Here is a 19,077-nt window from a genome sequence, read left to right as displayed (position 1 = left end):
CTCAAGCTGGCGAGCCGCTCACAGGAAGCGAGAATGCAGAGCGCGAAATGACAGCGCCGATTTGATTCCTTTTCGCCAAGGGTGAGCCGGGTTACGGCAAACATAATGCTCCCGCATTTCCCCACCGCCCTCGAAGCAGAGCAGAATATGCAGGTGGCGATCGACACCAGCGAGTTCAGCTATCTTCCCGCACAGGCGCAGACGATGGGGGTCGCCGAACCGTCCGTTCGACGCGTGACGCTGCCCCTGCCGGACGGCCGCCAGGTGAGCGCGCTGCGATTCGGCGACGAGGCACCTCGAGTGACACTGCTGCACGGCGCCGGTCTCAACGCGCACACGTGGGACACGACCGTGCTCGCACTCCAGCAGCCGGTGCTGGCGATCGACCTCGCCGGTCACGGCGACTCGTCGTGGCGAGACGACCTCGATTACACCCCTCGCACTCTCGCCCTCGACGTCGCCGCGGCGCTCGACGCCTGGACGGACGCCCCGCAGCTGGTCGTGGGCCACTCCCTCGGCGGCCTCACCGGCGCAGCTCTCGCCGCTGCCCGTCCCGACCTCGTGTCGGAGCTGATCGTGGTCGACATCACCCCGGGCATCGACACGTCCGCCGGGCCCGCCGCTCTGCGCGAGTTCTACGCCGGCCCCACGGATTTCGAGACGCGCGACGAGCTCGTCGACCGCGCGATCTCGTTCGGGTTCGGGGGCGCCAGGTCTGACACCGAGCGGGGCGTGTTCCTGAACACCCGCGTGCGCGCCGACGGCCGCGTCGAGTGGAAGCACCACTTCGCGCACCTCGCGGCCCAGACGCTCGCTGCGCACGACCGCGGCGACGTCTCGGCGCCGTCCGCACTTCACACCACCGGCTGGCAGGATCTCTCGCAGACGTCGGCACCCCTCACGCTCCTCCGCGCGATCGACGGCTTCGTGACCGCAGCGGATGCGCAGGAGTTCGCCGATCGTCTGCCTCAGGCCCGCGTGGTCGCCGTCCAGGCCACCCACAACGTTCAGGAGACCGCGCCCGGGCAGCTCGCCGCGGTGATCTCGTCCTCGCTCCCGCCGCACGGAATGTGACGTTCCGTTCCACATTCCGCCCTCACCCACCCGACACATCCCTAGGCTCGATCCATCGGCACACAGCAACTGCCGCACCGAGAGGAAACAACCCATGTTCCGACGTACGCGACGACTCGCGCTGATCTCCGCCATCGCGGCGAGCGCCATCGTCCTCACCGCCTGCGCAGGTGCCGCAGCGCCCGAGACCACTGAGCCCGTCGGAGAGCCCGATCCCGACGCGACGCTCCAGGTGGGGCTCGTCCTCGAACCCACCAATCTCGACATCCGTCACACCAGCGGCGCCGCCCTCGAACAGATCCTCATCGACAACATCTACGAGGGTCTGATCAGCCGGACGCAGGAGAACGAGATCGTGCCCCGCCTCGCCTCGGACTACGAGGTCTCCGACGACGGACTCACTTACACGTTCACCCTCAACGAGGGCATCACGTTCCACAGCGGAACCGCACTCACCTCGGCCGACGTGGTCGCCTCGTACGAGGCCGTCCGCACGGACGCGACGCTGCAGGGCAACGCCGAGTTCGCCTCGGTGGCCTCTATCACCGCCCCGGACCCCGCGACGGTGCAGATCGTGCTCACGGAGCCGAACCAGAACTTCCTGTTCTCGCTCACCGGGCCTGCGGGTCTCGTCTTCCAGACGGGCGACACGACCGACCTCAAGACCGCCGAGAACGGAACCGGCCCCTTCACCCTGACTCGGTGGAACAAGGGCAGCGCCATCACCTTCGCCCGCAACGACGCCTATTGGGGCGAACCGGCGGGAGTCGCCGAGGTCGAGTTCCAGTACATCCCCGACTTCACCGCCGGAGTGAACACCGCTCTCGACGGCGGGGTCCAGGTTCTCACAGCCGTCGACCCGAATCTCGCCCCGCAGCTCGAGGATTCCGGCGACTTCGCCCTCACGACCGGGCGCACCACCGACAAGGCCACGCTCGCGTTCAACAACGCCAAGGCGCCTCTCGACGACGTCCGGGTACGCGAGGCACTCCGTCTCGCGATCGATCACGAGGCTCTCGTCGAGGCCGTCGGTGCGGGATCCACCCTGTACGGACCGATCCCCGAGCTGGACCCCGGTTACGAGGACCTCTCCGATGTCGTCTCCTACGACCCGGAGAAGGCGAAGGAGTTGCTTGCAGAAGCCGGCCAGGAGGATCTCGAGCTCACCCTGACGATCCCCAGCTTCTACGGAACGACGGTCCCCAAGGTGCTCATCTCGGACTTCCAGAAGGTCGGCGTCACCCTCGATGTCGACTCCGTCGAGTTCCCGGCCTGGCTGGAGGACGTCTACACCAACCACGACTACGACCTCAGCTTCGTGCTGCACGTCGAGCCGCGCGACTTCGGCAACTTCGCGAACCCCGACTACTACTTCGGCTACGACAACGCCGAGGTGCAGGGCCTGTACACCGAGGCGCTGGCCGAGGTCGATCCCGACAAGTCCGCGGACCTGCTCGCCGAAGCCGCGCGCATCGTGTCCGAGGACCACGCGGCGGACTGGTTGTACAACGGTGCGACCATCACGGCCGTGAGCCCGCTCGTGACCGGCTTCCCCGAGGACTCGATCAACTCCCGCATCAACCTGGCCGGGGTGACCGTGGCCACCGAGAAGTGATGACGCGCACGTCGTGATCCGCTACGCGCTCGTTCGAGGAGCCCTGCTCATCGCAGGGCTCCTCGTCTCGAGTGCGGTGATCTTCCTGACCCTCAGGGTCTTCCCCGGCGATGTCGCGCAGCTGATCGCGGGCACGCAGGCCTCCCCCGACGAGGTGGAGGCCCTTCGCGAATCCCTCGGTCTGAACCGTCCTCTCCCCGCGCAGTACGCGGAGTGGATCGGCGGGATCTTCCGCGGCGATCTCGGCACGTCGCTCCTCTCGGGCGCCTCGGTCGGCGAGGAGCTGCTCGAGAAGGCGCAGGTCACGGTCCCGCTCGGCATCCTCTCCCTGCTCATCGCCGTCCTCATCGCCGTGCCATTCGGCATTCTGGCCGCGCTGCGTCGTGGCGGTCGCGGAGGCACGGCGCTGAGCGTGGGCGCGCAGGCTCTCGCCGCGGTGCCCGTCGTCTGGGCGGGCATGATGCTCATCGTCGTCTTCTCGGTCTGGCTCGGCTGGCTTCCCCCGCAGGGCTTCCCCCGCACCGGGTGGAGCACGCCCTGGCGAGCGATCGAATCGCTGCTGCTGCCCGCTCTCACGATCGGCATCGTCGAGGGCGCGATGCTCATGAGATTCGTGCGCAGTGCGACCCTGCAGGCTGCGGGACAGGACTTCGTCCGCACCGCCGCCGCCAAGGGACTCACCCGCACGCGCGCCCTTATCTCCCACGGCATACCGGCGGTCGGACTCTCGATCATCACTGTCCTCGGACTGCAGGTCGCGGGCATCATCGTCGGCTCGGTCGTCATCGAGCAGCTGTTCACCCTCCCGGGTATCGGGCGGATGCTCGTGGCCGACGTCGGAACGCGCGACCTCGTCAAGGTGCAGAGCGAGCTGCTCGTGCTCACCGGTTTCGTGCTCGTGGTGGGCTTCCTCGTCGATCTGGTCCATCGTGCGATCGATCCTCGGCAGAGGGAGGCCTGATGTCCGGTTGGCTGTCGAGACTGTGGCGGACCGCGACCGGGCGATTCGGTCTGATCGTCGTCGCCATCGTCGCTCTCACCGCGCTCGTCTCGCTGTTCTGGACGCCGTTCGACCCGCAGGAGTCCGATCTGGCGGCTCGCTGGGGTGTCCCCGGCTGGCCGCATCTGCTCGGCACCGACGACACCGGGCGCGACATCCTCAGTCTGCTCATGGCGGGCTCTCGGACGACGGTGTTCGTGAGCATCGGCGCCGGGCTCGTCGCCACGGTCGTCGGCATCGCCCTGGCCGCGCTCGGCGCGCTCACGGCACGGTGGCTGCGTGAGACGGTGGCCGTGCTCGTCGACATCCTGATCGCCTTCCCCGTGCTGCTCATCGCGATGATGATCTCGTCGGTCTGGGGCGGCTCGCTCTGGGTGGTGATCTGGTCGGTGGGCATCGGCTTCGGCGTCAACATCGCTCGCGTCACCCGACCAGAGCTGCGCCGCGTGCAGCAGAGCGACTTCGTCCTCGCCGCGCGGGCCTCCGGCCTGACGACCGGTCAGAGCCTCGCACGCCACCTGCTGCCCAACGTCGCGCCGGTGTTCATCGTGCAGCTGTCGTGGTCGATGGCGGTCGCCGTGCTCGCCGAAGCGGGACTGTCGTACCTGGGCTTCGGCGCGTCGGTGGTGGAGCCGAGCTGGGGGCTGCTGCTCGCCGATCTCCAGCGCTACATCGGCGTGCATCCCCTCTCGGTCATCTGGCCGGGCCTCGCGATCACGATCACGGTGCTCGCTCTCAACCTCCTGGGCGACGGCCTGCGCGAGGCCACCGATCCCACGCTGCGGCATCGCGCCGCCGAGATCCACACGCCGGCGGTGATCGCATGAGTCTCGAAGTGACCGACCTCGTCGTCCGCATCGACGGACGGTCGGTGGTCGACGGCGTCTCGTTCGAGGTGCCGGACGGATCGCGCCTGGGCCTGATCGGCGAATCCGGATCTGGCAAGTCCTTGACCGCCCTGGCCGTTCTCGGGCTCCTTCCCGACGGCGCGACCGCGAGCGGCAGCATCCGCTGGAACGGCACTGAGCTGATCGGAATGCCGGATCGCGAGCTCGCACGCCTGCGCGGTGACGAGATCGGGATCGTCTTCCAGGAGCCGCGCACCGCTCTGAACCCGATCCGCACGGTCGGCAGGCAGATCGCCGAGTCGATCCGCATCCACGAGGGCATCGGTCGACGAGAGGCCCGAGAGCGAGCGATCCAGGAGGCGGCTCGCGTGCGCCTGCCCGACCCGACGTCGATCGTCGATCGGTATCCGCACCAGCTGTCCGGCGGTCAGAGGCAGCGGGTGGCGATCGCGATGGCGCTCGCGTGCCGACCGCGTCTGCTCATCGCCGATGAGCCGACGACCGCTCTCGACGTCACGATCCAAGCCGAGATCCTCGCTCTGCTGTTGAACCTCGTCGAGGAGCAGGGCATGTCACTCGTGTTCATCACCCACGATCTCGCCGTCCTCGCTCAGGTCGCGACCCAGGGCGTGGTTCTCGAAGACGGCCACGTGGTCGAGGCGGCTCCCGTGAGCACGCTTCTCACCGCCCCGACGTCGCCGATCACCCAGGGGCTGCTCCGCGACGCGACCGCGACCCTGTGGCGGCCCGAGGGAGGCACGCGATGAGCCTGATCGAGGCGCGGTCTCTGCGGCGTGACTTCGTGATCCCCAAGCGCTCCGCCTTCGAGCCGACGCGCAGGCAGACAGCCTTGGCACCGACAGACCTCGACATCGTCGAGGGGTCGTCCGTCGGGATCATCGGCGAATCCGGGTCGGGGAAATCGACGCTCGTCAGACTGCTGCTCGGACTCGACCGTCCGACGTCCGGCACCGTCACCGTCGATGGAAGAGCCGTGGATGCTGCGGCATCCGCCCGCTCGCTGCACTGGCTGCGCCGTCAGACCGGGCTCGTGTTCCAGGACCCGTACGCATCGCTGGACCCTCGGATGACCGCCGCCCAGATCATCCGAGAGCCCCTCTGGGCGCTCGGCATCGAGGGAGACCACCGCGCGCGCGTGCGCGACGTGCTCGAGCAGGTCGGCCTCGAACCCGAGATGGGCGACCGCTACCCGCATGAGTTCTCGGGAGGGCAGCGGCAGCGGATCGCGTTGTCCCGCGCCATCGTGCATCGACCCCGCATCCTCGTCGGAGACGAGCCCCTGTCGGCGCTCGACGTGACCGTGCGAGCTCAGATCCTCGAGCTCCTGATCGAGCTGCGACGCAGCGCCGACCTGACGCTCGTCCTGGTGTCGCACGACATCGGCGTGGTGCAGAACCTGTGCGACACGGTGGTCGTGATGAAGGACGGCGCCGTCGTCGAGCGAGGACCCACCGCAGACGTGCTGCTGCGCCCGACGCAGGACTACACGAAGGCTCTCCTCGCCGCGATCCCCGTGATCCCCGCTCCCCCGTCGTGAGCAGGGTCGTCAGCGCGCCGAGCTCGTGCTGAAGAACTTCCGCCGACGGCTGGGACGCAGCGCGCGGCGCATGTAGACGGTCCCGAGGTCGCGGCCGAACTTGTGCCCGACTCGGCCCATCCGTCCGGCCTCGACGAAGCCGAGCTTCGCGTGGAGCCGGATCGAGGCGTCGGCCTTCGTGTCGCTGATCACGGCCACCATCTCGCGGATGCCGAGCTGTTCGCAGGCGTCGATGAGCGCCTGCAGCAGCGCAGCTCCGAGCCCCTTGCCGCCGGCTCCCGGACCGAGGTAGATCGAGTCCTCGACCGTGTACCGGTACGCGTTCTTGCCCGCCCACGGCTGCGCCAGCGCGTACCCGATCACGACCCCCGCCGGCGAGACCGCCACCAGGAAGGGCAGGCCGAGCTTGCTCAGCAGCGCGAACTTCTCACGCCAGTAGGGGATGCTGCTGCGCCGCTCATCGAGAGTGACCACCGAATTGCTGACGAAATGGTTGTAGATCTCGCGCACGTACGGGAGGTCGCCCGAACGTGCGGGGCGGATCGAGTACGAGAACACGTCGGGTTCGGGCTGCGGGCGCAGATGGCGCGGCAGCACACGGCGGCGATCACCGGGCTCGAACTGCATGCGATCAGCTTAGAGGGGGCGCTTCGCCGACGCGCCAGTCGATCGGACTCGCACCGAGCCCGTCGAGCAGCTCGTTCGCTCGCGAGAACGGCCGAGAGCCGAAGAATCCGCGCCGTGCGGAGAGCGGAGACGGGTGCGCCGAGGCGATCACGGGGGTCTCGCCGAGGAGGGGCTGCAGATTCGCCGCGTCCTTGCCCCACAGGATCGCGACGAGCGGCTGGTCCCGCGCGACGAGTGCGCGGATCGCGAGCTCGGTCACCTGCTCCCATCCCCAGCGGCGATGGGAGCCGGCCTCGCCGGGCCGCACGGTCAGCACCCTGTTGAGCAGCAGGACCCCCTGGTCGCTCCACGCGGACAGATCTCCGTGCGGGGCAGGCGGGATGCCGAGATCGCTCTCGAGTTCCCGGTAGATGTTCCCCAGGCTGCGCGGCAGCGGCCGCACGTCATGGTCGACGGCGAACGACAGCCCGATCGGGTGCCCGGGAGTCGGATACGGGTCCTGACCGGTGATGAGCACCTTGACGTCGGACATCGGGCGTTCGAAGGCGCGCAGCACGTGATCGCCCGCGGGAAGATAACCGCGTCCTGCGGCCTGCTCCTCCCGCAGCCGCTCCCCGAGGGCGGTGATCGTCTGCTGAACCGGAGCGAGTGCGTCCGCCCATTCGGGGTCCATGAGACCGTCGCCGGCGAGCTCGGCGAGAGTGCGCGCGGTCATCCTCAGTCGATCGGCCGCACGCGCAGCGGTCCGCGGGCGAGAAGATGGTTGGCCGACTGCGCGACGGGTCGCATCGTGACGAGGTCGAGATTCACATGAGCGGGCGCGTCGAGGGCATAGGCGATCACGTCGGCGACGTCCTCGGCGCGCAGCGGCGCCTCGACGCCCGAATACACGGCCTCTGCCGCGACCGCGTCTCCGCCCAGACGGTTGAGCGTGAACTCCTCGGTGTGCACCATTCCGGGAGCGATCTCGGACACGCGGATCGGCTCGCCGTTCAACTCGAGACGGAGGGCGTGCACGAGCATGGCCTGCGCGGCCTTGGCGGCGTTGTAGCCTCCGCCGCCCGGGTAGGCCACCTGGGCGGCCGTCGAGGTCACGAACACGGTGTCCGCGTGACCGTCCGCGGCGGCTGCCCGACGAAGCAGAGGCAGGAGCCCCGCCACCAGACGCTGGCTCGAGAGCACGTTCGCGTCGTACATCCACTGCCAGTCGTCGATCGACGCGTTCTCGATGCGATCCGTGCCTCGCGCTCCGCCCGCGACCTGCACGAGAGCGTGCACGGGTCCCGAATCCTCGAGCTCCGAGACCAGCGCTGCGACGGCTTCCGGGTTCGTCAGGTCGCACGCGATCGTCGACGCCCCGGTCTCCGCCGAGAGCGCCTCCAGTCGGGACGCCCGTCGTGCGACTCCCACGACCCCCCAGCCGCGGGCGCGCAGCGCGCGCACCGTCGCCTGTCCGATACCCGAACTCGCACCCGTCACCACTGCACGCCTGTTCACCATTCCTCCACCGTACGATGTTCCGGCCGCGAAAGCCGCTGCGCATCGTCGGGTCGTCTCGACGCGCCGCGTCGGGAGTCGACGCGCGCCGACCGGACCTCGGAGACGAGGACGAGTGCGACCCCGGCTCCGCACAGGGCGAATCCGGCGATCGTGAGGATCGTCAGAGGCTCCCCCAGCAGGATGGTTCCGGCCAGTGACGTCGTCGGCGCGATCAGGAAGAGCAGCGCCTGCAGGGCGGTGATGCCGATGCGCTTCAGCAGCCACCAGTACAGACCGTATGCGGCGAGCGTCGGAGCGGCCGCGGTCAGCCACCACGGCGAGCCAGAACGATCCGGAGGCGGGCGGAACCAGCGTCCCCGTCACCGCCGCGATCACCACGAGCAGCGCCGCCGTCACCGTCACGTGGACGGTCAGCGTCACGAGCACGCCGGTCTGCACCCCGGTCTTCCGCTGCAGCAGGGTGCCGACGATGAGGCACACCATGGCGACGGCCGGCAGCGCATAGGCCGCAGGTGGAGCCTCGGTGGCGCCGAGCTGCGACTGGACGACGAGCAGCACTCCGATCGCGCCCACTCCGAGCCCGACCCATTGAGCTCCGCGCACACGCAGACCGAGGATGGGCCCGACGAGCACAGCCACCACCAGGGGCTGCACCGCGTCGATGAGAGCCACGGTGCCGGTGGCGATGCCTGCGGCGACGGCACCGTAGACCGCGATGCAGTAGCCGAACTGCGCGAAGATCCCTATCGAAGCCTGGATCCGGAGCTCACGTCGGTGCATCCCCGTCGCCGCTCCTGAGACGACGACGAGCACGAGCAGCGCGACGGCCAGGGGTGCGAACCGCCACACGAGGAGCGTCAGGGGCGAGACCTCGACGGTGGCGAACGCCGGGATGATGAACCCCGAGCTCCAGGTCACGACGAATGCGGTCGCGGCGGTCGCCGTCGTCACGACCCGAAGTACACCGATCTGTTTACTCATGCGGACGACTATACAGACTGGTATAGTCGTCCGCATGACCTCGTCCGTTCCCGAACTCGTCCCGCTCACGCCCGGAGGGCGGCGCGTTCTCGACGCCGCATCCCGACTGTTCTACGAGCGAGGCATCCACGCGGTCGGGGTCGACACGATCGCCGAGGCGGCCGGAGTCACGAAGAAGACGCTCTACGACCGCTTCGGGTCGAAGGAGGCGCTGGTCGTCTCCTACCTCCAGCACCGGGATGCGCGGTGGCGCGACCACGTCGCCGGCCAGCTCGCCCGGGTGCCCGATCCCGGCGCCGACCGTGTGCTCGCGGTCTTCGACGCCGCGATCTCCTGGTCCGACGAGAACAGCCCGAAGGGATGCAGCGCGATCAACGCCCGAGCCGAGATCGGCGAGGGCAACGACGACCACCCGGTGTTCCCCGAGGTGTCTCGCCAGAAGGCCTGGCTCCTCGATCTGTTCGAGGAGCTCTGCAGCGAAGCGGGGATCACCGATCCGCAGGCGATGGCACAGGCGATGATGCTGCTGTACGAGGGCGCGATCGTCACGGTCGGGATGACGACGTTCGCCGAGCCGTTCGCGATCGCTCGCACGTGGGCGGCGAGGCTGCTCGGCCGGCCCTGAACCCGCACGCGCACCGGCGCCGGGATCCGGCCGGTGTTCATTACGTCACATTTCCCACCCACTGTTGACAACTTCCGATATTCCGTACTGTCGCATCAACGACATCAGTCGAATCGACCTTCCAACAGTTCCAGGGGGAACACATGTCCGCACCCGAGACCTGGCGTTTCGAGACCAAGCAGATCCACTCCGGCGCTGCTCCCGACCCCGTGACCAAGGCCCGTGCCACTCCGATCTACCAGACCACGTCCTACGTGTTCGACAGCGCGGATCACGCCGCGAACCTGTTCGCCCTGGCGGAGTTCGGCAACATCTACACCCGCATCCAGAACCCGACGCAGGACGTCCTGGAGCAGCGCCTCGCGGCGCTCGAGGGGGGCACCGGAGCCCTGGTCCTCGCCAGCGGTCAGGCGGCGTCGACGTTCGCTGTGCTGAACATCGCGCAGGCCGGTGACCACATCGTCTCGTCCAGCTCGATCTACGGCGGCACGTACAACCTGTTCAAGTACACGCTCGCCAAGCTCGGCATCGAGGTCACGTTCGTCGAGAACCAGGACGACCCCGAGGAGTGGCTCCGCGCGCTGCGACCGAACACCAAGCTCTTCTTCGCGGAGACCATCGGCAACCCGCAGATCAACATCCTCGACATACGCACCGTCGCAGACGTGGCGCACGAGGGCGGCGTCCCGCTGATCGTCGACAACACGATCGCGACTCCGTACCTTATCCGCCCGTTCGAGCACGGCGCCGACATCGTCGTGCACTCGGTCACCAAGTTCCTCGGCGGCCACGGCACCACCATCGGCGGCGCGATCATCGACGGCGGCACCTTCGAGTGGTCGAAGAACGTCGAGCGCTTCCCCGGCCTCACCGAGCCCGACCCGTCGTACCACGGCGCGAGCTACACCGCCGCGGTCGGCGACCCGCTCGCCTACATCATCAAGGCCCGGGTGCAGCTGCTCCGCGACCTCGGCTCGGCCATCGCGCCGCAGAGCGCCTGGAACCTCATCCAGGGCATCGAGACGCTGTCGCTGCGCATCGAGCGTCACGTGCAGAACGCCCAGGAGATCGCCGAGTGGCTCGACAGCCGGGACGACGTGGCATCCGTCAACTACTCTGGCCTGCCCTCGTCGCCCTGGTACGCCAAGGCGAACCAGTACGCGCCCAAGGGCGTCGGCGCGGTGCTGTCGTTCGAGCTCAAGGGCGGCGTCGAAGCCGGTCGCGAGTTCGTCAACAGCCTGTCGCTGTTCAGCCACCTCGCGAACATCGGCGACGTGCGCTCTCTCGTCATCCACCCGGCGTCGACCACCCACGCGCAGCTCACGCCCGAGCAGCAGCTCACGGCCGGCGTCACCCCCGGCCTCGTGCGACTGTCGGTGGGCATCGAGAACATCGACGACCTCAAGGCAGACCTCGACGAGGCACTCGCCGCGGCTCGCCGCGTGTCGGAGGCCGCTCGCGCCTGACCGCCATCACGCAGAGCAAGTGCCCCGGGCTTCGGCTCGGGGCACTTCTCGTCCCCGGCTCGTTCGGCCCGTGCACAGGCGGCGCGGACGACAATGAGAACCCACCCGAGGAGCTCACGATCGCCGCCACGACGCATCCGCCGACCCGCCGACGCACGCACGTACCCGCGGGGCGAGCCATCGCCGTCGTCGCACTGGTCGTGCTGGTCATGATCGTGTGCGTCTGGGTCCCGGGCGTGGTGGGAACCGCGGCCGCTGCGCTTCTCCCCTGGTGCGGTCTCGCGCTCGGAGTGCTGGCGGTGGTCGCCCTCCTCCTCGCCCGACGTGTCCTCCTGGTGCTGCTCGTGCCTATCGTCGCGTGGACGATGGCGATCGCTCCGTCTGCTCCGGGCTTCGCCTCGGGCAGCGCCGACGAGTCGCCCGGCGTGCGGATCGTCAGCCAGAACGTGCGCGCCCACTCCGGTGGCGCGGCGGAATCCGCGACGGACCTCGCTGGCTCCGGCGCCGAGGTCATCGCCCTCACCGAGCTCGACGCCGACAGCCTCGCGGCGGCACGCGACACGCTCGCCGCCGACTACCCGCACTCGTATGCCGTCGGCACGGTCGCCGTGTGGAGCCGCCTGCCGATCGCGGATGCGCAGGCGCTGTCGCTCGGACTCGACTGGAAGCGCGCACTGCGTGTGGTCGTGAATGCGCCGGACGGCGACGTGGCCGTCTACGTCATGCACGCGGCGTCCGTCCGCCCGGGCATGCAGAGCGAGCGGGACGCGATGCTGTCCGGCATCGCCGATGCCGTCGCCGCCGATTCATCGGGGTCGGTCGTCGTCGTCGGCGACTTCAACGCCGCCTCTGCAGATCCTGCCCTGGGCGCCATCCGATCTCAGCTCGACTGGGTCAGGCCGACCGACGGCGCCCTCGGGTTCACGTGGCCCGCCGCACTCCCGCTCGCCAGGATCGATCATGTCTTCACGCGCGGCCTGACCGTGCTCGGTTCGACGACCATGCGGGCAGGCAGCAGCGACCACCTGGCGACGGTCACCACCCTCGCGTTCTGAGCGATCCGACGACGCATCCGTCCGCGGCGCACCGGGCGCGTAACCTGCGGCCGGCGCGTCGCGCGTCAGGCGAGAATGGAAGCATGGACTGGCAGACGACCTCTGAGGACACGGTGCCGTCGGCGCCCGTGACGGAGGCCGACGTGCGCCTGCTTCGCGCACGACCTCCCGCCACCGGCGCCTGGCGCGACGGGGACCCGGCCGGCGGACGGCGTTTCACCTCGTTCGGCGCTTTCCCGACCGAGAGCGGCGCCGAGCTCCCGGGCTTCCGCCTCGCGTTCGAGACCTGGGGCGAGCTGAACGACGACCGGGACAACGCGATCCTCGTCCTGCATGCGCTCACCGGCGACAGTCACGTGCGCGGCGCCGCCGGGGCGGGACACCCGACCGCCGGCTGGTGGGAGGACATCACCGGCCCCGGAGCACCGCTCGACACCGACCGCTGGTTCGTCATCGCACCCAACATGCTCGGCGGCTGCCAGGGATCCACCGGCCCGGCCAGCATCGCCCCCTCCGGATACGAGTGGGCCTCGCGCTTCCCCTACCTGACGATCCGCGACCAGGTCGCCGCGCAGGTACGCCTCGCCGACTCGCTGGGCATCGACACCTGGGCTGCGGTGATCGGCGGCTCCATGGGCGGGATGCACGCGCTCGAATGGGCGGTCTCGCACCCCGAGCGTGTCGCTCGCCTCGCCGTGCTGTCATCGCCTCCGGTCACGACAGCCGATCAGATCGCCCTGAACACGGTGCAGCTCGAGACCATCCGGATGGATCCCCGGTTCCTGGGCGGCGAGTACTACGATCTGGCCGACGGCGACGGCCCGCACCGCGGACTGGCGCTCGCCCGTCGTATGGCACTGCTCAACTACCGCAGTCCGATCGAGCTCAACCAGCGGTTCCAGCGCTCGTGGCAGTCAGGGGTGTCGCCTCTCGGCCATGGCGGACGTTTCGCGGTCGAGTCGTACCTGGACTTCCACGGCAACAAGTTCACCCGCCGTTTCGACGCGAACAGCTACATCACCCTCGTCGAGGCGATGAACTCGCACGACGTCGGCCGCGACCGCGGCGGGGTCGAAGAGGCGCTGCGCGCCGTGACGGCGACGACGCTCGTCCTCGGCATCGACAGCGACCGCCTCTTCCCCGTCGACGGCCAGCACCGCATCTCCCGCAGCATCCCGAACACCCTCGACGGCACCGAGGCCGTGGTGCTGAACAGCGATTTCGGGCATGACGGCTTCCTCATCGAGACCGAGGCGGTCGGCAGCAACCTGCGGCGGCTGCTCGCGAGCTAGATCGGATCGATCGTCCACGGCAGGGATCCGGTGCGCAGCCGTAGGCCCTCCCACTCGAAGTCGGTGCCCTGTGGCGACTGGACCACTCGGGTCGCGAAGTGCTGCGCCTCGCCAGCCGACGCGAGAGCGTCCTCGGCCGTGTCGAACCGGCTGAGCTGATGCAGGGTGACCCACGTCGGCGGGAAGAGCGTCCACTCCCCCGTCGCATGCCTCGACAGAGCTTCGGCAGGGCTCAGCCAGACCGCGTCGACGACCTCGTCGGGCGAGAACCGCAGGTCCCCTCGCGGCGCTCCGGCGAGGAAGAACCACGTCCGGATGCGGATCGGCGCCTCGGCCGGCGGCTGCCAGCAGGACAGCAGCACCGGATCGGCGATCGTCAGGCCGACCTCCTCGCGCGTCTCACGGATCGCCGCTCGACGCGCGTCGTCGCTCTCCTCCGCCCCCGCGCGGCGGTCGGACGGCTCCACCTTGCCGCCCGGGAACACCCACGCACCGGCGAACGAACCGCGATCCGGCCGGCGCATCAGCAGCACAGCGAAGCCGTCGGGTGTCGAGCGCAGCAGCACGGCCGTCCCGGCGACGGGCAGATGGTCGAGATCGGTCACAGCCTCACTCTATGAGGCGCAATGCCGCTCAGGCCTGAACGAGGACGGGCTTGCGCGCCTCTGTGCGATACGACAGCAACGCGATCACGAGGCCCGCGACGGCGAGGGCCGCCCCGGTCCACGACGGCGCGACGAAGCCCCATCCGGCCGCGATCACCATGCCGCCGAGGAACGCGCCGAGGCTGTTGCCGATGTTGAGCGCAGAGTGGTTCATCGCCGCGGCGATCGACTGATTGTCTCCGGCGACATCCATCAACCGCGTCTGGATCGTCGGGCTGAGCACCGAGGACACGAAGCCCACGACGAATACGAGGAGGGCGAGGCTGACGATCCAGAATGCGAGCACGGCGAGGAGTGCGAACACGAGCGCCATCGCTGCGAGTCCGAAGAGCAGCGTGCGTCGCAGGTCGATGTCGGCGAGATGCCCGCCGACGAGGTTGCCGGCGGTCATGCCCAATCCCATCAGCACCAGCACGATCGGCACCGCCCACTCGGGAGAGCCCGCCACCTCGGTCACCAGGGGCGCGATGTAGCTGTAGACCGCGAAGAAGCCGCCGAACCCGATCGCACCGACGCCGAGCGTGAACCAGACCTGCGGGATGCGGAACACGCCGAGCTCCTCGCGCATGGTCCGGCCGGGAGAGCCGGGATGCTCGGGCACGAAGAAGATGATGCAGACGGTCGCGAGGGCGAAGACGAGGGTCACGACCGCGAAGGCTGCCCGCCACCCCCAGAGCTGACCGAGGAAGGTCCCGAACGGCACCCCGACCACGTTCGCCACCGTCAATCCGGTGAGGATGAAGGCGACGCCCTTGGCTCGGTTGCCCGGCCCCATCACGTCAGCCGCGACCAGCGCGCCGATGCCGAAGTAGGCGCCGTGAGGCAGCCCCGCGAGGAATCGCGAGGCACCGACGAGCTCGAAGGTCGGGAGGAAGACCGTGAGCGCGTTGAACAGGGTCAGCGCCAGAGCCAGCCCGATCATCACGCGATGCCGCGGGTAGCGCGCGACGAAGCCGGCGATCGTGGGAGCTCCGACGACGACGCCGAGAGCGTAGAGCGAGATCAGCCAGCCGGCCTGGCTCAGCGCGTCTTCGGGGCTGCTGGCCCACAGCGTGGGCAGCAGCTCGTCAGCGATGTTGGGCAGCAGGCCCATGACGACGAACTCGGTCATGCCGATGCCGAAGCTGCCGATGGCGAGGGAGAGGAGCGCCCACTTCGCCGCACCCCTCGATTCAGTCGAGGGATTCACCCGTCGAGTCTACGGGGTGTCCGAGTCGTCGATCGCCGCTTCGAGCCGCTCGATCTTCGCGTCGAGCTCCCTCGCGTACCCGGGTCGGATGTCAGCCTTGAGCACCAGCGAGACCCGCGACCCGAACGGCATCACGGCCTCGGTCGCGCGCTTGACGACGTCCATCACCGAGTCCCAGTCCGGTCCTTCGATCTCGGTGAACATGCTGGTCGTGCGGTGCGGCAGTCCCGACTCGCGCACGACCCGCACGGCGGCGGCGACCGCGTCGTGGACCGACGCGTCTGAGCGCTCCAATCCGTCGGAGGGTGTGCCGCTCGGCGCGACGGAGAAGGCGATCAACATGGGTTCACTCCCGGGTGGTGGACGGATTGCGGGCGGGCACACGGACGACGGCGCGGATGCCGACGGCGAGGAGCACGATGAGGAGGACGTTCCGCGCGGTCAGGATGACGATGGGCTGCAGCTCCGCGCGCAGCAGCGCGTCGTAGCTGAGCGGGTAGACCAGGCACGTGAGGGCACAGAGCGCGAGCACGAGCACGGCGGGCCAGACGGCTCGTGCGCGGTCGAAGACGAACCACAGGATGACCGGAGCGATCAGCCACGTCTGGAACTGCGGTGAGCCCACCTTGTTCATCACGATCAGGGTCGTGACGAGACTCAGCGCGAGAGGAGGCAACAGCCGCGCCGACGATGCGCTCCGCGCAGCCTTGAGTCCCCCGACGACCATCACGACGACCACGAGGACCGCCATCAGCGGTGTGAGCACCGCACTGACCGCGTCCGCACCCTGAGCACTGATCTGGAAGGTCAGGATGTCGAAGCTGTACTCGATGCGAGCGGCACCCGAGATCGCGAGCCAGAGGAACGGGGTCGCCGCGACGGCTTCGATCTGGAGGCCCCGCCCGGTCTGCTCCGTCAGGAATCCGAAGATCTCGGTGTCGGCTCCGAGCAGGAACAGCAGCGAGATGACGACGGCGGACACGGCTGCAGCCGTGAGCAGGACGCGCATCCTGCTCACGAGCGCGACCACGGCGGCGAGCACGAGGGCGGCCGGCCAGATCTTGATCCAGGCGCCGATCGTCAGCAGTGCGGCTGCCGCAGCGGGGCGACGGACCAGCCAGAGCCCGCCGATCACCGTCAGAGGCACGGTGATCGCGTCTATGCGGTACATCGCGATCGGGCCGAGCAGAAGCAGGGCGGCGACCCAGAACCACGCCGCCGCACGCCGCGGCCGAGATGATGCGCGGCCGAGAAGCACCGCGAAGGCGATCGCATCGAGCACCGTCACAAGCGCAGCCCACGCGATCAGATAGGCCTCCGAGGCGCCCACGACGGCGATGAGCGGGGCCGACAGGACCTTGGCGAGCAGCATGGGAACGAGCGCGAGCTGGGGATAGACCCACGACTCGGTGATCCCGACGATCGCTCCTCCCGAGAGCGCGGCGGTCGACCAGGGTTCGTAGACCAGCACCACGTCCCCCATCGGCTGGCTCGGGTACAGCCACCCCATGACCGCGATCGCGATATGCACGGTCGCGAACGCGCTCCACAGCGCGACGAGACGAATCGTCGTGGTGCGGCTCACGCGATGACGTCCGCGATCGCGCGAGGAAGAGCCTCCGCGACATCCAGGGCGACGATCGGATGTCCCTGCGCGCCCCCGATTGCGCCGATGCCCGCAGCGATGCGCCCGGCGTGACCGTGCAGCCAGGCGGCGGCGGCCGCGATCTCCGCAGTCGATGCATCGACGGCGCCCGCGAGCAGCGCTCCGAGAACACCGCCGAGGACATCACCGGTGCCGGCCGTCGCCAGCCAGCCGGTGCCTGCCTCCACTCGGATGACGCCGCCGTCGGGGTCTGCGATCAGCGTCTGCGCGCCCTTCAGCAGCACGGTCGCGTCGATCTCGCTCGCCACGCGGGCGACCGCGGTCGCCCGATCATCGTCACCGGCGAAGCCGAGCTGAGTCTGCAGCCGCTCGAACTCGCGTCGATGCGGCGTCAGCACGAGCGGCGCGCGGCTCCCGGGCGCGAGATCCAGTGCCCCCGCGTCGACGACCACCGGGACGGAGCCGTCGAGCAGGTCGCGGAGCTCGCGTTCCTCGTCGGAGGTCCTGCTCGCGGCATTCGTCCCCGATCCGATGACCCAGGCGCCGACGCGTGCGCCGGCGGCCCGCGGGCTGACCACCGTCTCGGGGCGGCGAGCGATCACGGCATCCGCCGCTCGTCCCTCACCGATATACCGGACGAATCCTGCTCCGGCACGCCACGCCGCTTCCACGCCGAGCACGGCTGCGCCGGGGTAGTCCGAAGACCCGGTGCGCAGGCCCACGACCCCGCGGGAGTACTTGTCGTCATCCGCGCCCGGCACGCGCAGGAGGCGGGCGGTGTCGTCGCGGGACCAATCGCGTGCGTCGGGCATGACTCCACGTTAGTGCGACGGCCCTCCTCGCCCCAGCCGCACAGTAGCGTCGAGGGGTGAGCATTCTCTTCTCTCCCCTGAGCATCCGTTCCTCCACTTTCCGCAACCGGCTCTGGGTGTCCCCCATGTGCATGTACAGCGCGGTGGACGGCGTCGTGCAGGAGTGGCACCACACTCACCTCGCGCAGTTCGCCTCCGGCGGCGCGGGCCTGATCGTCGCCGAGGCGACCGCTGTCGTGCCGGAAGGTCGCATCTCACCGCGAGACGCCGGGCTCTGGAACGACGAGCAGCGCGACGCCTGGGCGCCGATCGTCGAGGCGATCCACTCGCGCGGTGCCGCAGCGGGCATCCAATTGGCGCACGCCGGCCGCAAGGCGTCGACCTGGTGGCCCTGGGCCGACGAGCGCGGATCCGTGCCCGAGACCGACGGCGGATGGACGACCACGGCCCCGTCCGCGATCGCCTTCGAGGGCTTCGCCGCACCGGTCGCACTCGATGCGGCCGGCATCGACGCCGTCGTGGCGGGATTCGCCGCCGCCACTCGACGGGCGCTCGACGCCGGCTTCGACGTGCTCGAGGTCCACGGCGCACACGGATACCTGCTGCACCAGTTCCTCTCTCCTCTGTCGAACCTGCGGGACGACGAGTACGGCGGATCGCTCGAGAACCGGGCTCGGCTGCTCCTCCGGGTGGTCGACGCGATCCGCGAGGTCGCCGGTGACGATGTGCCGGTGTTCGTCCGCATCTCGGCGACCGATCACGCCGAGGGCGGGTTCACGCCCGAGGAGGCGGCGACGGTGAGCACCTGGGCCACCGAGCACGGGGCCGATCTCATCGACGTCTCCAGCGGCGGGCTCGTCGCGCATCAGCAGATCAGCGTGTTCCCGGGATACCAGGTGCCGCTGGCCGAGTCGGTACGCCAGGGCGGACGCATCCCGGTGTCCGCCGTGGGCCTGATCACCGCTGCCGAACAGGCCGAGCAGGTGCTCGCCGACGGGGCCGCCGACGCGATCTTCGCCGGCCGGGAGTGGCTGCGCGACCCGCACTTCGCGCTCCGCGCCGCGCACGAACTCGGCGCGGACATCACCTGGCCGCCGCAGTACGAGCGCGCGCACTGGCGCTGACCACCACCCACGGCGAAGGCCCCGGTCCGCTCGGACCGAG

19 protein-coding genes and 1 pseudogene are annotated in these 19,077 nt (G+C 69.4%); 11 read left to right on the top strand and 9 right to left on the bottom strand.

Features of this window, described 5'->3' with window-relative positions; genetic code table 11:
* Positions 1–147 precede the first annotated feature (147 nt).
* The 6 genes from AKG07_RS01815 to AKG07_RS01790 all read left to right on the top strand — a co-directional run bounded on the left by AKG07_RS01815 (position 148) and on the right by AKG07_RS01790 (position 6,095).
* The gene (locus tag AKG07_RS01815; protein ID WP_053095698.1) at positions 148–1,074 is read left to right on the top strand and encodes an alpha/beta fold hydrolase; all 927 of its coding nucleotides are present in this window, start codon (positions 148–150) and stop codon (positions 1,072–1,074) included.
* A gap of 94 nt (positions 1,075–1,168) precedes the next feature.
* Positions 1,169–2,689: an ABC transporter substrate-binding protein gene (locus AKG07_RS01810; protein WP_053095697.1), complete on the top strand. Its 1,521-nt coding sequence runs from the start codon at positions 1,169–1,171 to the stop codon at positions 2,687–2,689.
* A 13-nt stretch (positions 2,690–2,702) separates the two neighbouring features.
* Complete coding sequence (locus AKG07_RS01805) at positions 2,703–3,650, top strand: ABC transporter permease (RefSeq protein WP_053095696.1); 948 nt, start codon at positions 2,703–2,705, stop codon at positions 3,648–3,650.
* Positions 3,650–4,516, top strand: a complete 867-nt coding sequence (locus tag AKG07_RS01800) for an ABC transporter permease (RefSeq protein WP_053095695.1) — start codon at positions 3,650–3,652, stop codon at positions 4,514–4,516. The genes AKG07_RS01805 and AKG07_RS01800 overlap by 1 nt, the downstream gene beginning before the upstream one ends.
* Entirely contained in the window at positions 4,513–5,304 is a 792-nt protein-coding gene (locus tag AKG07_RS01795; protein ID WP_053095694.1) for an ABC transporter ATP-binding protein, read from the top strand. The genes AKG07_RS01800 and AKG07_RS01795 overlap by 4 nt, the downstream gene beginning before the upstream one ends.
* Positions 5,301–6,095, top strand: a complete 795-nt coding sequence (locus tag AKG07_RS01790; protein ID WP_082297778.1) for an ABC transporter ATP-binding protein — start codon at positions 5,301–5,303, stop codon at positions 6,093–6,095. The genes AKG07_RS01795 and AKG07_RS01790 overlap by 4 nt, the downstream gene beginning before the upstream one ends.
* A 9-nt stretch (positions 6,096–6,104) precedes the next feature.
* Here the strand turns inward: AKG07_RS01790 and AKG07_RS01785 are convergent, their stop codons facing one another.
* The 4 genes and pseudogenes from AKG07_RS01785 to AKG07_RS17965 all read right to left on the bottom strand — a co-directional run.
* Entirely contained in the window at positions 6,105–6,722 is a 618-nt protein-coding gene (locus AKG07_RS01785; RefSeq protein WP_053095693.1) for a GNAT family N-acetyltransferase, read from the bottom strand.
* A gap of 4 nt (positions 6,723–6,726) precedes the next feature.
* Positions 6,727–7,437: a uracil-DNA glycosylase gene (locus AKG07_RS01780; protein WP_053095692.1), complete on the bottom strand. Its 711-nt coding sequence runs from the start codon at positions 7,435–7,437 to the stop codon at positions 6,727–6,729.
* Between the two features lie 2 nt (positions 7,438–7,439).
* Entirely contained in the window at positions 7,440–8,222 is a 783-nt protein-coding gene (locus AKG07_RS01775; protein WP_171821902.1) for an SDR family oxidoreductase, read from the bottom strand.
* Positions 8,223–8,825: 603 nt separating this feature from the next.
* A pseudogene (locus AKG07_RS17965) lies at positions 8,826–9,203 on the bottom strand (DMT family transporter); the annotation flags it as partial.
* Between the two features lie 34 nt (positions 9,204–9,237).
* Here AKG07_RS17965 and AKG07_RS01770 point away from each other — a divergent pair.
* The 4 genes from AKG07_RS01770 (at position 9,238) to metX (ending at position 13,641) form a co-directional block, all read left to right on the top strand.
* The gene (locus AKG07_RS01770; protein ID WP_053095691.1) at positions 9,238–9,828 is read left to right on the top strand and encodes a TetR/AcrR family transcriptional regulator; all 591 of its coding nucleotides are present in this window, start codon (positions 9,238–9,240) and stop codon (positions 9,826–9,828) included.
* A gap of 143 nt (positions 9,829–9,971) precedes the next feature.
* Complete coding sequence (locus AKG07_RS01765) at positions 9,972–11,294, top strand: bifunctional o-acetylhomoserine/o-acetylserine sulfhydrylase (RefSeq protein WP_053095690.1); 1,323 nt, start codon at positions 9,972–9,974, stop codon at positions 11,292–11,294.
* A 209-nt stretch (positions 11,295–11,503) separates the two neighbouring features.
* Positions 11,504–12,349 carry an endonuclease/exonuclease/phosphatase family protein gene (locus tag AKG07_RS01760; protein ID WP_233277351.1) on the top strand — a complete coding sequence of 282 codons (846 nt, stop codon included), beginning with the start codon at positions 11,504–11,506 and terminating at the stop codon, positions 12,347–12,349.
* A gap of 83 nt (positions 12,350–12,432) precedes the next feature.
* Positions 12,433–13,641, top strand: coding sequence for a homoserine O-acetyltransferase MetX (gene metX / locus AKG07_RS01755; protein ID WP_053095688.1), 1,209 nt, complete (start codon positions 12,433–12,435; stop codon positions 13,639–13,641).
* Here the strand turns inward: metX and AKG07_RS01750 are convergent.
* Genes AKG07_RS01750 through AKG07_RS01730 form a run of 5 tightly spaced genes read right to left on the bottom strand, consistent with a single transcriptional unit; the run spans position 13,638 to position 17,913 of the window.
* Complete coding sequence (locus tag AKG07_RS01750) at positions 13,638–14,246, bottom strand: NUDIX hydrolase (RefSeq protein ID WP_053095687.1); 609 nt, start codon at positions 14,244–14,246, stop codon at positions 13,638–13,640. The two genes, metX and AKG07_RS01750, sit on opposite strands and share 4 nt — an antisense overlap.
* A gap of 28 nt (positions 14,247–14,274) precedes the next feature.
* Complete coding sequence (locus AKG07_RS01745; protein ID WP_053095686.1) at positions 14,275–15,495, bottom strand: MFS transporter; 1,221 nt, start codon at positions 15,493–15,495, stop codon at positions 14,275–14,277.
* Between the two features lie 9 nt (positions 15,496–15,504).
* The gene (locus AKG07_RS01740; protein ID WP_053095685.1) at positions 15,505–15,837 is read right to left on the bottom strand and encodes a thiamine-binding protein; all 333 of its coding nucleotides are present in this window, start codon (positions 15,835–15,837) and stop codon (positions 15,505–15,507) included.
* Between the two features lie 4 nt (positions 15,838–15,841).
* A complete protein-coding gene (locus AKG07_RS01735; protein WP_233277303.1) occupies positions 15,842–17,080 on the bottom strand; it encodes a hypothetical protein in 1,239 nt (412 codons plus the stop codon).
* Complete coding sequence (locus tag AKG07_RS01730) at positions 17,077–17,913, bottom strand: NAD(P)H-hydrate dehydratase (RefSeq protein WP_053095684.1); 837 nt, start codon at positions 17,911–17,913, stop codon at positions 17,077–17,079. The genes AKG07_RS01735 and AKG07_RS01730 overlap by 4 nt, the downstream gene beginning before the upstream one ends.
* Positions 17,914–17,969: 56 nt before the next feature.
* Between AKG07_RS01730 and AKG07_RS01725 the strand changes: the two genes are divergently transcribed.
* Entirely contained in the window at positions 17,970–19,037 is a 1,068-nt protein-coding gene (locus AKG07_RS01725; RefSeq protein WP_053095683.1) for an NADH:flavin oxidoreductase/NADH oxidase, read from the top strand.
* Positions 19,038–19,077 lie beyond the last annotated feature (40 nt).

Origin of the sequence: Microbacterium sp. CGR1, assembly GCF_001266755.1 — a bacterium.
GTDB lineage: Bacteria > Actinomycetota > Actinomycetes > Actinomycetales > Microbacteriaceae > Microbacterium.
The sequence above is the reverse complement of the archived record's forward strand: the minus strand, read 5'-3'. Positions and strand labels throughout refer to the sequence as shown.

Excerpts from the sequence above, each read along its gene's own strand:
- AKG07_RS01815 (WP_053095698.1), top strand. The coding sequence starts at position 148 with ATGCAGGTGGCGATCGACACCAGCGAGTTCAGCTATCTTCCCGCACAG.
- AKG07_RS01810 (WP_053095697.1), top strand. The coding sequence starts at position 1,169 with ATGTTCCGACGTACGCGACGACTCGCGCTGATCTCCGCCATCGCGGCG.
- AKG07_RS01800 (WP_053095695.1), top strand. The coding sequence starts at position 3,650 with ATGTCCGGTTGGCTGTCGAGACTGTGGCGGACCGCGACCGGGCGATTC.
- AKG07_RS01795 (WP_053095694.1), top strand. The coding sequence starts at position 4,513 with ATGAGTCTCGAAGTGACCGACCTCGTCGTCCGCATCGACGGACGGTCG.
- AKG07_RS01790 (WP_082297778.1), top strand. The coding sequence starts at position 5,301 with ATGAGCCTGATCGAGGCGCGGTCTCTGCGGCGTGACTTCGTGATCCCC.
- AKG07_RS01785 (WP_053095693.1), bottom strand. The coding sequence starts at position 6,722 with ATGCAGTTCGAGCCCGGTGATCGCCGCCGTGTGCTGCCGCGCCATCTG.
- AKG07_RS01780 (WP_053095692.1), bottom strand. The coding sequence starts at position 7,437 with ATGACCGCGCGCACTCTCGCCGAGCTCGCCGGCGACGGTCTCATGGAC.
- AKG07_RS01775 (WP_171821902.1), bottom strand. The coding sequence starts at position 8,222 with ATGGTGAACAGGCGTGCAGTGGTGACGGGTGCGAGTTCGGGTATCGGA.
- AKG07_RS01770 (WP_053095691.1), top strand. The coding sequence starts at position 9,238 with ATGACCTCGTCCGTTCCCGAACTCGTCCCGCTCACGCCCGGAGGGCGG.
- AKG07_RS01765 (WP_053095690.1), top strand. The coding sequence starts at position 9,972 with ATGTCCGCACCCGAGACCTGGCGTTTCGAGACCAAGCAGATCCACTCC.
- AKG07_RS01760 (WP_233277351.1), top strand. The coding sequence starts at position 11,504 with ATGATCGTGTGCGTCTGGGTCCCGGGCGTGGTGGGAACCGCGGCCGCT.
- metX (WP_053095688.1), top strand. The coding sequence starts at position 12,433 with ATGGACTGGCAGACGACCTCTGAGGACACGGTGCCGTCGGCGCCCGTG.
- AKG07_RS01740 (WP_053095685.1), bottom strand. The coding sequence starts at position 15,837 with ATGTTGATCGCCTTCTCCGTCGCGCCGAGCGGCACACCCTCCGACGGA.
- AKG07_RS01730 (WP_053095684.1), bottom strand. The coding sequence starts at position 17,913 with ATGCCCGACGCACGCGATTGGTCCCGCGACGACACCGCCCGCCTCCTG.